We start from the raw sequence: 12,889 nt of genomic DNA on the forward strand, positions 1-12,889 counted from the left end.
CGCCCGTCAGGGCGTTTTTTTATGCCTGTATTAATGCCACGGCATAATTGGCACGGCGCTCAGCGCATTCTTCGGCGATCCATCCACCACCTTGTCGGAATAGCTCAGGTACACCAGCGCATGACGTTTCTGGTCAAAGAAGCGCACCACCTGCAGCTTCTTAAACACCAATGATGTGCGTTTTTTGAACACCACTTCACCTTGCGCCTTGCCTTGTGCGATTTTCTCGCTAAGCTCTACCGGTCCCACCTGTTGACAGGAGATGGCCGCGTCGGACGTGTCTTCCGCCAAACCTAATCCCCCTTTAATACCGCCGGTTTTTGCCCGGCTGATATAACAGGTTACATTTTTTACGTCGGGGTCATCGAAGGCTTCTACCACGATCTTATGATCGGGGCCAAATATCTTGAATACCGTGTCAACTGAGCCGATCTCTTCGGCCTGAACGCCAGCACTGAATACATATGTTGCCAACGTGATTATAAGAATACGAGCTATTGTCATTGAGTTACCATTGCCAATCGAATAGATGAGAATGTAATGTACTGTCAATCGAACAGAGAACCAAATCTAAAAGGGTTTTAACCCGCTTTGACTTAGCACACTCGATTAGCAAACCGCCCCCACGCTTTTGTGCATTTCGTGCTATTATTCGACGACTTCATAGTTGCGCCACCAGAGAGTTATGAGGATGTTTTATGGACCAAGCCGGTATCATTCGCGATTTGCTTGTCTGGCTGGAGAGCCATCTGGATCAACCGCTTTCATTAGATAACGTTGCGCAGAAAGCAGGCTACTCCAAGTGGCATCTACAGCGGATGTTCAAGGAAGTAACCAGCCACGCGATTGGTGCGTACATTCGCGCGCGTAGGCTGTCGAAAGCCGCGGTGGCGCTTCGCCTGACCAGCCGCCCCATCCTCGACATCGCGTTACAATATCGCTTCGATTCGCAGCAGACCTTTACCCGTGCGTTTAAAAAGCAATTCAACCAAACGCCTGCCTGGTATCGTCGCTCATCGGAGTGGAACTCGTTTGGCATTCGCCCGCCAATTCGTCTCGACGATAACAGCATGCCGGAAGCGCAGTTTGTCACGCTGCCAGAAACGGTGCTGGTCGGCCAGACGCAGAGTTACTCCTGTACGCTGGAGCAGATTTCCAGCTACCGCGATGAGATGCGCCTGCATTTCTGGAAGCAGTTCCTGCTGGAAACCGACACGGTGCCGCCGGTGCTGTATGGCTTGCATCAGGTGCGCGCCAGCCATGAAAAAGATGATGAGCAGGAGATTCTCTACACCACTGCGGTGCCTGCCGATCAGCTGGCAAAAAGCATGCAGTCGAATCAGAGTGTGATTGTGGAAGCCGGTGATTACGTGCAGTTCACCTACAACGGTGCGCGCAGCGCGCTGGGTGAATTTATCCTGCTGCTGTACGGCACTTGTATGCCAACGCTGGGATTAGTGCGTCGTCAGGGACAGGACATCGAGCGTTTCTACACGCACGGGGGTAAAAAACGTAGCGAGCCGCCAACGGAAATCCGCTGCGAATACCTGATTCCGATTCGCCAACAGAATAACTAATAAAAAATGCCGTCATCGCGACGGCATTTTTTTTTGGCTTAGCGTTGAAGCTCGTCTAACGCTGGCGCATCCAGATGCGACACATCGCCCGCCGTCTCAACCACCCAACCGGCCGCCAGCCACGCGCTCTGCTGATGATCCACGCGCGAGATCGAGCAATTCCGCAAACGCAAACGACGTTCCGCATGCGCAGGCAAACCGAGAATGGTACTGACCAACACGCCCAGCGCCATCCCGTGGCTGACAATCAGCGGACGGCTACCGGCAGGCAACTCCAGTAGTGCATTCAGCGCTTCGTGCATCCGCGTCGCCATCTCCGCCATCGATTCGCCACCCGGAATACGTCCAGCAGTGGTGCCATCCACCAGCGTTTTCCGCCAGTGTTCCTCTTCTTCGGTTAAGCCATCAAGTGGACGTTGTTCCAGGCAGCCCATATTGAGCTCGCGCAGACGCGCATCGAGCGTCACGGTGCAGCCACACGCATCGGCGATAATCTCTGCCGTACGCCGCGTCCGTCCCAAATCGCTGGCAATCACATGGGTAATGCCCAGCGATTTCACTCGCTCGCCCACTTGCTGAGCCTGCTGCTCACCTTTTTCCGTTAACGGGCTGTCAGACTGCCCCTGAATGCGCCGAGCCGCATTCCATACCGTTTCACCGTGACGAACAAGATAGACCTGTAGCATGCTTAATTTCCGTTATACTGCGACAAATTTGCCTCGAGGGTTCAAACAATTATGTACCATGTTGTCGCAGCCACCATCAACCCGGCAAAAATTCGCGCGATTGCTCAGGCGTTCAACGACGTTTTCGGCGAAGGATCCTGCCACATCGAAGGGGTTGAGGTCGAGAGCGGCGTCGCAGCCCAGCCACTTAGTGATGTTGAAACGCGAACTGGCGCACGTCAGCGGGTAGAGAACGCGCGTCAAACGCGTCCACGGGCCGATTACTGGGTGGCGATCGAAGCGGGAATCGAAGGCGATTGCGCCTTTGCTTGGATGGTGATTGAAAACGCGCAGCAGCGCGGAGAATCACGTTCGGCCAGCTTTACGCTGCCGCCGATTGTCGTGGCAGGCTTGGCTGCCGGGCATGAACTGGGTGATGAGATGGCACGCTTAACCGGCGTGGAGAATATCAAACACAAAGGTGGCGCGATTGGTGCCCTTACCCACGGCCTGCTGAGCCGCTCCAGCGTCTACCATCAGGCGCTGATTCTGGCGCTGTGTCCGTTCACCCATCCGCTCTACAGCCAGCGTTAACCGCGGCCAAGACGCGCTTCCAGCCAGCGTTTTAGCTCTGGCGGCGCCTCTTTCAGACTATTAGACCCGCGCGTAATGGTGGCGATGCCGACGCCCAACTCATTCTTCAGTTCACGCTGGCTCATATCGCCGTTCATCAGCTCTTCAATAATGCGCAAACGCGTCCCGTAGGATTCACGTTCATCCGGCGTCATCATCAGTTGTAATAACGGCAGCGCCACGCCATCGGCAAAGGCATTTTGCATCAGTTCGATAAATCGCAGCCAGTTATCTTCAACAGGCTGAGCCGATTCCGGCTGGGAAGAAAGGGGTTGGCTCATGAAGGGCTTCCGTACTCATTAACGAGTACGGAAGCATAGCACAGTCAATACTGGCGATTCCACTCACTGTCGGCGAGAATCTTGTCCGGTTTGCCCATGAAGTAACGGTAATAGGCATCGTAGGCCAGCACGTTTTTCACGTAGCCACGCGTTTCGGAGAACGGGATGGTTTCGATAAACGCCACCGCATCCAGATTACCGCCGCTGGTTTTCTGCCAGCTGCGCACGCGTCCCGGACCGGCATTATAGGCGGCCGAAGAGAAGATGCGGTTCTGACCAAACTGCTGATAGACATACTCCAGATACTGCGTACCGATCTGAATATTGGTCTGCGGATCCAGCAGCTGGCTGCTGTTCACATAGCCGGGAATGTTATACATCTTCACGGTATGCGTCGCCGTAGCGGGCATCACCTGCATCAATCCGCTGGCGCCCACCGGTGAACGCGCTTTCGGATTCCACGCGCTCTCCTGGCGTGAAATCGCCATCGCATAACTCTGCGGAATGCCTTTGTCGCTGGTGTATTGCTGGTAAAGGTTTTGCCACGCCAGCGGGAAGCGCTCTTTCAGGCTATCCCACATTTTCGCGGTGATGGTGGCCTGCACGCTGAGATCCCACCAATCCTGCTCGTTAGCGTAACGCGCCAGCATCTGCTGCTGCGAACGGGTTTTGCTGGAGATCAGATTGGCCCACTCGCTGCGTGCCAGGTTATCCAGCCCCCAATACATCAGTTCACGCACGCGCGCCATTTCCGCACCTTGCGTCACGCTGCTGTCGGCTGCCGGAGCCTTGTCGACCTGCAACGGATACTCCACGCCCAAACGCTGCGCCGCGACCATCGGATAGAAGCCGCGCGCCTGCATCAGCTTCCGCAGAATATCGTTGGCTTCCTCTTTGCGGCCCTGCGAAATCAGCAAATCCGCCTGCCAGTATTGCCACTCATCTTTCTCTTTGGCTTCCACCGGCAAACGCGCGATCCAGGTATTGAGACCACGACGATCGTTCTGGCTCAGCGCCAGGCGTACGCGGCGCTCCACCAGCGCGGTAGATTCGCTGTTCATCACCACCGCATCACGCCAGCGCGCCTGCTCGCTGGTGAGATCCGCGCCCATCATGCGCCACACCACGGTCTCTTTCAGGTCCTGCTCATCGGCCTGGCTCATCTTCTGCGCCTGCACCAGCTGCGGGATCATCATGCGCGCGTTATCCATATCCTCACGCGCCACGCGGGCGAAGGCGTAGCTGGTCGCCATGCGGGTGAAATCGGTGGGTCCCATGCTGCTGGCAAAGGTGGTGACGGTTTGCGGATTCTGCTGCAGCGCAATCAGCGCGCTGGCGGTGGTTTGATAATCCGCCGGCAGCATTTTCGCCAGGTAATTCACCAGGCTGTCGTTACCGGCTTTCATCGCCAGACGAATACGCTCGAGAATGGTGATCGGCGAGAGTTGCCCGCTGGCTTGCCATACCGAAAACAGCTTGTCGCAGTCGTTCGGCAACGCGGTGCCGCGCAGCCAAATCTCTTTCGCACCGGCAAACGCCGCCTGCTGCTGGCCGGTCGCCCACTTAGCGTAATACCAGTTACAGCGCGCCTGCACCGGTTTCGGTTCATCCGGGCTGAAGCTGAGTACGCCCTGCCAATCCTGACGGTTTGCCAGCACATTCACAAAGCGCGTTGAGAGCGAGCGCGCCGGTGGCAGCGTAGGATACTGTTGAATAAAGTTCTTCACCGCCAGCGGCGTCTCTTGATCGAGATCCTGCGCCAGCAGGCGATATTGCAGATAAGGATAAAGCGGATAATCCTGCAGCGTCGGCATCAGCTGCGTCACCTGGTCCATCTGTTTGTTATCCCAGGCTTGCTTGATTTGCGCATAGCGCTGTCGCTGCTGATCCAGCGAATCGGCCCATACGCTGCTGGCCGTGCTGACCAGACAGATCCCTAGCATCCAGTAACGCCACTTCTCCATTACGCTCTCCTCTCAGTGCTGCGATCCAGCTCATGCCAGACTTCTTTCATGCTAACCAGGCCAACCGTCTCTTGCCATGTTCTTCACAAAATTTACGCTCGCGCACCGCCGTTGCGCAGCGTTTGCGCCGCCGTTGTGCAATTTATCATCAGAAAAACGTATTACACATCAATTAACTACGCGGTTTCATCGGCTTACAAAAATGGCACGCACTTTGCTCTGTTGAATTCCATCTTGTATACCAGTTGGAATTCACTCATGGCATCGACCTTTGGCTTTACGCTCCAGGATTGGCAACGCAGTTACCAACAGAATCCACAACAGATTACCGCCTTGCTGGCGGCTCATCTCGACGCCATCGACGCGCAGGATAACGCGTGGCTCTATCTTGCCACGCCCGCGCAGCTGCAGGCACAGATTGAACCGCTGCTGGCGAGCTATCAGCGCAACCCGGCGGCGCTGCCGCTGTTTGGTGTGCCGTTTGCGGTAAAAGATAATATTGATGTCGCTGGCTGGCCGACCAGCGCCGCCTGCCCGGCCTTCACCTACACCGCCGAAGCCGATGCCTTTGTTGTCGCGCAGCTCAAAGCAGCAGGCGCGGTGGTGATTGGCAAAACCAACCTCGACCAATACGCCACCGGCTTAGTCGGCACGCGTTCGCCGTTTGGTGCGGTGAGCAACACCTTCAATCCTGATTACGTCAGCGGCGGCTCCAGCTCCGGTTCTGCGTCGGTGCTGGCGCGCGGTCTGGTGGGCTTCTCGCTCGGCACCGACACCGCCGGTTCGGGCCGCGTGCCCGCCGGTTTTAACAACATTGTCGGCCTCAAGCCGACCAAAGGTTGGTTCTCTGCCAGCGGCGTGGTGCCCGCTTGCCGCCTCAATGACACCATTTCCGTTTTCGCGTTAACCGTCGAAGATGCCTTCGCGGTGGCTACCGCAGCGGGCGGCTATGACGCGGGCGATGCCTATTCGCGCAGCAATCCGCACACCGCGCCAGCCAGCTTCAAAGCGCAGCCCGATTTCGCCATTCCCGCCACGCCTGAATTCTTCGGCGACAAGCAAGCCGAAGCGGCCTGGCTGGCGGCGCTGGAGCAATTGCAGGCCGGCGGCGCCACACTGCATCCAATCGATTTTTCTCTGTTCCATCAACTCGCCGAGCAGCTCTATTACGGTCCGTGGGTTGCCGAGCGCACCGTGGCGGTGGGCGAGATGATCCATCGCCCGGAAGAGATGGATCCGGTGGTGTACGGCATCGTCAGCAGCGGCCTGAAATACACGGCGGTGGAAGCCTATCAGGCGGAATACCTACGCGCCGAACTGACGCGCCAGATTCAGCAAACGCTGGCGCAGTTCGATGCGCTGTTGGTGCCCACCTCGCCAACCATCCATACGCTGGACGAAATGCAGCAGGAGCCGGTGCACTACAACTCGCAGTTCGGCACCTACACCAATTTCACCAACCTGGCCGATCTCAGCGCGCTGGCGCTGCCTGCGCCGTTCCGCGCCGATGGATTGCCCGCCGGCATCACGCTGATTGCACCTGCGTGGCACGATCGCGCACTGGCTGGTTTTGGCCTGCGCTGGCAGCAGCAGATGGCGCTGCCGCTCGGTGCCACTGGCAAAGCAGCGCCCGCACAATCATACGCGCTGCCGATTTCAACCGATCACGTCCGCGTGGCGGTGGTGGGTGCGCATCTCACCGGCATGCCGCTCAACTTCCAGCTCACCACGCGCCAGGCGGTGCTGGTCGAGGAGACGCAAACCGCCAGCCATTACCGTCTGTTCGCCCTGCTCGATGGCCCGATTAAGAAGCCGGGCCTGCTGCGTGGCGAGAGCGGTGCGGCGATCACCGTGGAACTGTGGGATATCCCGCTGGCGCGCTTTGGCGAGTTCGTGGCGGAAATCCCGGCCCCGCTCGGCATTGGCTCGCTGACGCTGGCCGACGGACGCATCGTAAAAGGCTTTATCTGTGAACCGGCGGTGCTGTCGCAGGCGCTGGAAATTACCGAATTTGGCGGCTGGCGCAACTGGCTGGCCTCTCTGGGGAGTAAATAAGCATGTTCAGCACCGTTCTGATTGCTAACCGTGGCGAAATCGCCTGCCGCGCCATTCGCACCTTAAAACGCCTCGGCGTGAAAAGCGTCGCCGTCTATTCCGATGCTGACCGCAACGCGCGCCACGTCAAAGAAGCAGACGTCGCCATCGCCCTCGGCGGCGACAAAGCCAGCGACAGCTATTTACGCATCGATAAAATCCTCGCCGCCGCGCAGGAAACCGGCGCGCAAGCCATTTGGCCGGGCTACGGTTTCCTGTCAGAAAGCCTGCCGTTTGCCGATGCCTGTGAAAAAGCCGGCATCGCCTTTGTCGGCCCCACCGCGCAGCAGATTGGCGAGTTTGGCCTGAAACACCGCGCGCGTGAGCTCGCCGCCAGCGCAGGCGTGCCGATGACGCCGGGCACGCCGCTGCTGAGTTCGCTGGAAGAAGCTTTAAGCGCCGCCGACACCATCGGCTATCCGGTGATGCTGAAAAGCACGGCAGGCGGTGGCGGCATTGGCCTGACGCGCTGCGCCGACGCCGATGCGCTGCGCAATGCGTGGGAGAGCGTGCGCCGCCTTGGCGAGCAGTTCTTCAGCGATGCGGGCGTGTTTTTAGAACGCTGCATCGATCGCGCGCGCCACGTTGAAGTGCAGATTTTTGGCGACGGCAGCGGCAAAGTGATCGCGCTCGGCGAACGCGACTGTTCGCTGCAGCGCCGCAACCAGAAAGTGGTGGAAGAGACGCCTGCCCCCAATCTGCCGCAGGCAACGCGTGAAGCGCTGCTCTCTTCTGCAGTACGCCTTGGCGAGCTGGTGAATTATCGCAGCGCCGGTACGGTGGAATACATCTACGACGCCGAACAAGATGCCTTCTACTTCCTCGAAGTAAACACCCGCCTGCAGGTTGAACATCCTGTCACCGAATGCGTCACCGGCCTCGATCTGGTTGAGTGCATGCTGAAAGTCGCCGCTGGCGATGCCCTCGACTGGGCGCGCCTGCAGCAAGCGCCCGCTGGCGCATCGATTGAAGTGCGTATCTACGCCGAAGATCCGCTGAAAAACTTCCAGCCCAGCCCCGGCGTGCTGACCCACGTCAGTTTCCCGGATGACGTGCGCGTTGATGGCTGGATCGCTACCGGCACCGAAGTCTCGGCGTTTTACGATCCGATGGTCGCCAAACTGATCGTGCATGCCGACACGCGCGCAGCGGCGCTGGCGAAGATGCAGCAGGCGCTCGACGCCACGCAGCTGCATGGCATCGCCAGCAATCTCGATTATCTGCGCCAGATCGTCGCCACCGACGCCTTCCGCAGCGGCAACGTGTGGACGCGTTTCCTTGATAGCTTCACGCCAGCCGCCAGCGTGATTGAAGTGCTGCAACCCGGTACTTTCAGCAGCATTCAGGATTTCCCTGGCCGCCTCGGCTACTGGGATATCGGCGTGCCACCGTCCGGCCCAATGGACGATTTCGCCTTCCGCCTGGCCAACCGCATTGTCGGCAACCACGACAGCGCCGCGGGCCTCGAATTCACTCTGCAAGGCCCGACGCTGCGCTTCCACAGCGATGCCGTCATCGCCCTGACAGGCGCTGATTGCGCGGCGGATGTCGATGGTGAAAGCATCGCGTACTGGCAGCCCGTCAGCGTCAAAGCGGGACAAACCCTGACGCTGGGCCGTGCACAGAGCGGCTGTCGCACCTACTTAGCGGTACGCAACGGTTTCGACGTGCCGGAATATCTCGGCAGCCGCTCAACCTTCTCGCTCGGCCAGTTTGGCGGCCACGCCGGACGCACTCTGCGCGTCGCCGACATGCTGCCAATCTCCCAGCCGCAGCTTGCCGCCTGCACCACGCCCGCGCCGGTCAGCGCACCGCAGGCGCTCGATCATGCGCTGGTGCCGCACTACGGCACTGAATGGCGCATCGGCGTATTGTATGGACCGCATGGCGCACCGGATTTCTTCACTCAGGCGGCGATTGATGAGTTCTTTGCCAGCGACTGGCAGGTGCACTACAACTCCAACCGCCTCGGCGTGCGTTTGGTTGGCCCGAAACCGACATGGACGCGCGCCAACGGCGGCGAAGCCGGCCTGCATCCGTCCAACGTGCATGACTGCGAATACGCCATCGGCGCGGTGAACTTCACCGGCGACTTCCCGGTGATCCTGACGCACGACGGCCCTAGCCTCGGCGGCTTCGTCTGCCCGGTGACCATCGCCAAAGCCGAACTGTGGAAAGTCGGCCAGGTGAAACCGGGCGATAAAATTCGCTTCCACCCAATCAGCGCCGACGAAGCGGTGGCGCTGGAAAAAGCGCAGGCGCACAGCGTGGCCACGCTGCGCAGCAGCCACGCGCCGGCCTTTGCGGTGCCCTCTTTAGCAGCCAGCGCTATCGGTTCCGCCACCTTGCTGGCGGCGCTCCCCGCCACGGCAACCACGCCAGCGGCGGTTTATCGCCAGGCGGGCGACAAATATGTGCTGATTGAGTACGGCGATAACGTGCTGGATCTGGCGCTGCGTCTGCGCGTGCATCTGCTGATGAATGCGCTACGTGAACGCGCGGTGCCGGGCGTGGAAGAGCTGTCGCCGGGCGTGCGCTCTCTGCAGGTACGCTACGACAGCCTGATTCTCAGCCAGAAACAGCTGATGCAGCTGCTGCTGGAACTGGAAGCCGGGCTCGGCGATGTCAGCCAGCTGAAAGTGCCGTCGCGCATTGTCTGGATGCCGATGGCCTTCGAAGATAGCGCCACGCTCGGCGCGGTCGAACGTTATCAGGAAACCGTGCGTGCCAGCGCGCCGTGGCTGCCAAATAACGTCGATTTTATCCAGCGTATTAATGGCCTGCCGAGCCGCGAAGCGGTGCGCGACACCCTTTTTGATGCCAGCTACCTGATTCTCGGCCTTGGCGATGTCTATCTCGGCGCGCCGTGCGCGGTACCGATCGATCCACGCCATCGCCTGCTGAGCTCCAAATACAGCCCGGCGCGCACCTTTACCGCCGAAGGCACGGTCGGCATTGGCGGCATGTACATGTGCATCTACGGCATGGATTCACCCGGCGGCTATCAGTTGGTGGGCCGCACACTACCAATCTGGAACAAGTTCCTGAAAAACGAGCAGTTTGCGGCCGACGAGCCGTGGCTGCTGCACTTCTTCGATCAGGTGCGCTTTTATCCGGTAACGGAAAACGAACTGACGCAGCTGCGCGATGACTTCCGCGAAGGCCGCGCCACGGTGCGCATCGAAGAAACGGTCTTCGACTTCGCCGCCCATCATCAATTCCTGGCGGAAAATGCCGCATCGATCAGTGATTTCCGCCAGCGTCAGTCCGCCGCCTTCGAACAGGAAGTGACGCTGTGGGCGCAGGAAGAGCAGAACGCGCCGCTCACCAGCGAGGAGACGCTGGTGGTGGCCGAAGCCGACGACGATGCGCTGGCGGTGTGCGCCGATATGAACGGCAACATCTGGAAAGTGCTGGTGCAGCCGGGCGACGCGGTGGAAGCCGGTCAAACGCTGATCATCGTGGAAGCGATGAAAATGGAACTGGCGATTGTCGCGCCGCAGGCCGGCACGGTGAAACGCATTGCCTGCCAGGCAGGACGTCCGGTGAGTCCGGGCGATGCCCTGCTGTGGCTGGAATAAGGAGCTGGCATGAACACGAGCCCTCGTAGCAAAGGTCGTCCGGAAGCACTGGCCGAAAAGGTTTATCAGGCGCTGAAACAGGACATTTTTGAGTTCCGACTGATGCCGGGCGATCGCTTCAGCGAAAACGAAATCGCCGATCGGCTGGAAGTGAGCCGCACGCCGGTGCGTCAGGCGCTGTTCTGGCTGGAGCGCGAGGGCTACGTCGAAGTGTGGTTCCGCAGCGGCTGGCAGGTGAAGCCGTTTGACTTTGAATATTTCGAAGAGCTGTACGACTTTCGCACCGTGCTGGAGTGCGAAGCGGTGCGCCGCTTGTGCGCACTGCCCGCACCGCAGTGCATCGACATGCTCACCGCGCTGAAAAGCTTCTGGATGGATGCACCGCCGCTGGCCGATGGCAAAGCGGTTTCGGCGCAGGATGAAGCCTTTCACATGGCGCTGGTGGCCGCCGCTGGCAATCAGGAGATGGCGCGCATCCACGCCGAACTGACCGAAAAAATCCGCATCATTCGCCGTCTCGATTTTACCCGAGACGACCGAATGGAGGCGACATACCGCGAGCACGCTCAGATTTTACGGGCGATTTTCCAGCAACAAACCGAGGAGGCGCAGCGCATTTTAACCGACCACATCGCCGTCAGTAAGGCAGAGGTCAGAAAGATCACATTGCATATGTTACAGCAGGCTCGACTTCAACCCATTGAATAACAATACAAACATCGTGAGGGGTTTACTGATGAAAAGACGTTCGTTGCTCAAGGCTTTCGCGCTCTCTGCCTCTGTGGCCAGCATGGGCTTTGCCTTTGCGGCGCAGGCTGCTGACACCATCAAGGTGGGCATTATGTCCTCGCTCTCCGGCACCATGGCGATCTCCGAAACGCCGCTGAAGGATGTGGCGCTGATGACTATCGATGAGATCAACGCCAAAGGCGGCGTGCTGGGCAAAAAGCTGGAACCGGTGGTGGTCGATCCGGCCTCCAACTGGCCGCTGTTTGCCGAAAAAGCGCGTCAGCTGCTGACGCAGGACAAAGTGGCGGCAGTGTTTGGCTGCTGGACCTCGGTATCGCGCAAATCGGTGCTGCCGGTGTTTGAGGAGCTGAACGGCCTGCTGTTTTATCCCGTGCAGTACGAAGGCGAAGAGATGTCGCCGAACGTGTTCTACACCGGCGCCGCGCCGAACCAACAGGCGATTCCGGCGGTGGAATACCTGATGAGTGAAGATGGCGGCAGCGCGAAACGCTTCTTCCTGCTGGGCACCGACTACGTCTATCCGCGCACCACCAACAAGATTCTGCGCGCCTTCCTGCACACCAAAGGGGTACAGGATAAAGACATCGAAGAGGTCTATACGCCGTTTGGTTACAGCGATTATCAGACCATCGTCTCCAACATTAAGAAGTTCTCTGCCGGTGGCAAAACCGCGGTGATCTCCACCATTAACGGCGACTCCAACGTGCCGTTCTACAAAGAGCTGGCCAATCAGGGCATCAAAGCCACGGATATCCCGGTGATCGCCTTCTCCGTCGGCGAGGAAGAGTTGCGCGGCATTGATACCAAACCGCTGGTCGGTCAGCTAGCGGCGTGGAACTACTTCGAGTCGGTGGATAACCCAACTAACCAGAAGTTCGTCGCGGATTACCGCGCCTACGCTAAGGCGCACAACCTGCCGAACGCCAACACCGTGGTGACGAATGACCCGATGGAAGCGACCTACGTTGGCCTGCACATGTGGGCGCAGGCGGTAGAGAAAGCGGGCACCACCGATGTGGATAAAGTGCGCGCGGCGATGGCGGGACAGACCTTTAAAGCCCCGGACGGTTTCACTCTGACCATGGATAAAACCAACCATCACCTGCATAAGCCAGTGATGATTGGTGAAGTGGAAGAGAACGGTCAGTTCAACGTGGTGTGGCAGACCGAGCAACCGGTACGCGCCCAGCCGTGGAGCCCGTACATTGCGGGTAATGATAAGAAGCCGGACCATCCGGTGAAATCAACGCAGTAGGGGTTGTGCTGGCTGTCCCCCATCCCGGCCTTCCCCCATAAATGGGGGAAGGAGACGCTGCCACATGCATGTTCATTGCTGGCATTGGG

10 protein-coding genes are annotated in these 12,889 nt (G+C 59.0%); 6 read left to right on the plus strand and 4 right to left on the minus strand.

Going from position 1 to position 12,889, the window contains the following annotated elements; all coding sequences use genetic code 11:
* Window positions 1–30: 30 nt before the first annotated feature.
* On the minus strand, window positions 31–504 hold the full coding sequence (creA, locus tag ACVLVH_RS12700) for a protein CreA (RefSeq protein WP_101762161.1): 474 nt from the start codon (window positions 502–504) through the stop codon (window positions 31–33).
* A gap of 194 nt (window positions 505–698) precedes the next feature.
* Between creA and robA the strand changes: the two genes are divergently transcribed.
* A complete protein-coding gene (gene robA / locus ACVLVH_RS12705; protein ID WP_101762162.1) occupies window positions 699–1,577 on the plus strand; it encodes an MDR efflux pump AcrAB transcriptional activator RobA in 879 nt (292 codons plus the stop codon).
* 38 nt (window positions 1,578–1,615) lie between these two features.
* On the opposite strand, the gene gpmB is transcribed toward robA, so the two are convergent.
* On the minus strand, window positions 1,616–2,263 hold the full coding sequence (gpmB, locus tag ACVLVH_RS12710) for a 2,3-diphosphoglycerate-dependent phosphoglycerate mutase GpmB (RefSeq protein WP_101762163.1): 648 nt from the start codon (window positions 2,261–2,263) through the stop codon (window positions 1,616–1,618).
* Window positions 2,264–2,314: 51 nt separating this feature from the next.
* Here gpmB and yjjX point away from each other — a divergent pair, with 51 nt between their 5' ends.
* The gene (gene yjjX, locus ACVLVH_RS12715; protein ID WP_101762164.1) at window positions 2,315–2,836 is read left to right on the plus strand and encodes an inosine/xanthosine triphosphatase; all 522 of its coding nucleotides are present in this window, start codon (window positions 2,315–2,317) and stop codon (window positions 2,834–2,836) included.
* Here yjjX and trpR read toward each other — a convergent pair.
* Together trpR and sltY are read right to left on the minus strand one after the other, a co-directional pair.
* The gene (gene trpR / locus ACVLVH_RS12720) at window positions 2,833–3,156 is read right to left on the minus strand and encodes a trp operon repressor (protein WP_101762165.1); all 324 of its coding nucleotides are present in this window, start codon (window positions 3,154–3,156) and stop codon (window positions 2,833–2,835) included. The two genes, yjjX and trpR, sit on opposite strands and share 4 nt — an antisense overlap.
* A gap of 44 nt (window positions 3,157–3,200) precedes the next feature.
* Window positions 3,201–5,120 carry a murein transglycosylase gene (gene sltY, locus ACVLVH_RS12725; protein ID WP_110867496.1) on the minus strand — a complete coding sequence of 640 codons (1,920 nt, stop codon included), beginning with the start codon at window positions 5,118–5,120 and terminating at the stop codon, window positions 3,201–3,203.
* A 258-nt stretch (window positions 5,121–5,378) separates the two neighbouring features.
* On the opposite strand from sltY, the gene atzF reads away from it, so the two are divergent.
* The 4 genes from atzF to urtA are packed head-to-tail and all read left to right on the plus strand — an operon-like array spanning window position 5,379 to window position 12,800.
* Entirely contained in the window at window positions 5,379–7,175 is a 1,797-nt protein-coding gene (atzF, locus tag ACVLVH_RS12730) for an allophanate hydrolase (protein WP_192412420.1), read from the plus strand.
* Between the two features lie 2 nt (window positions 7,176–7,177).
* Window positions 7,178–10,795, plus strand: coding sequence for an urea carboxylase (gene uca, locus ACVLVH_RS12735; RefSeq protein ID WP_192412421.1), 3,618 nt, complete (start codon window positions 7,178–7,180; stop codon window positions 10,793–10,795).
* A gap of 9 nt (window positions 10,796–10,804) precedes the next feature.
* Window positions 10,805–11,503, plus strand: coding sequence for a GntR family transcriptional regulator (locus ACVLVH_RS12740; protein ID WP_192412422.1), 699 nt, complete (start codon window positions 10,805–10,807; stop codon window positions 11,501–11,503).
* A gap of 28 nt (window positions 11,504–11,531) precedes the next feature.
* Complete coding sequence (gene urtA / locus ACVLVH_RS12745) at window positions 11,532–12,800, plus strand: urea ABC transporter substrate-binding protein (protein WP_110867492.1); 1,269 nt, start codon at window positions 11,532–11,534, stop codon at window positions 12,798–12,800.
* The last annotated feature ends 89 nt before the right edge of the window (window positions 12,801–12,889 follow it).

The organism is Kluyvera sp. 1366 (assembly GCF_054823405.1).

What these genes read in the sequence shown, in the direction of transcription:
- creA (WP_101762161.1), bottom strand. Translation starts at nt 504, where the DNA reads ATGACAATAGCTCGTATTCTTATAATCACGTTGGCAACATATGTATTC.
- robA (WP_101762162.1), top strand. Translation starts at nt 699, where the DNA reads ATGGACCAAGCCGGTATCATTCGCGATTTGCTTGTCTGGCTGGAGAGC.
- gpmB (WP_101762163.1), bottom strand. Translation starts at nt 2,263, where the DNA reads ATGCTACAGGTCTATCTTGTTCGTCACGGTGAAACGGTATGGAATGCG.
- yjjX (WP_101762164.1), top strand. Translation starts at nt 2,315, where the DNA reads ATGTACCATGTTGTCGCAGCCACCATCAACCCGGCAAAAATTCGCGCG.
- trpR (WP_101762165.1), bottom strand. Translation starts at nt 3,156, where the DNA reads ATGAGCCAACCCCTTTCTTCCCAGCCGGAATCGGCTCAGCCTGTTGAA.
- sltY (WP_110867496.1), bottom strand. Translation starts at nt 5,120, where the DNA reads ATGGAGAAGTGGCGTTACTGGATGCTAGGGATCTGTCTGGTCAGCACG.
- atzF (WP_192412420.1), top strand. Translation starts at nt 5,379, where the DNA reads ATGGCATCGACCTTTGGCTTTACGCTCCAGGATTGGCAACGCAGTTAC.
- uca (WP_192412421.1), top strand. Translation starts at nt 7,178, where the DNA reads ATGTTCAGCACCGTTCTGATTGCTAACCGTGGCGAAATCGCCTGCCGC.
- ACVLVH_RS12740 (WP_192412422.1), top strand. Translation starts at nt 10,805, where the DNA reads ATGAACACGAGCCCTCGTAGCAAAGGTCGTCCGGAAGCACTGGCCGAA.
- urtA (WP_110867492.1), top strand. Translation starts at nt 11,532, where the DNA reads ATGAAAAGACGTTCGTTGCTCAAGGCTTTCGCGCTCTCTGCCTCTGTG.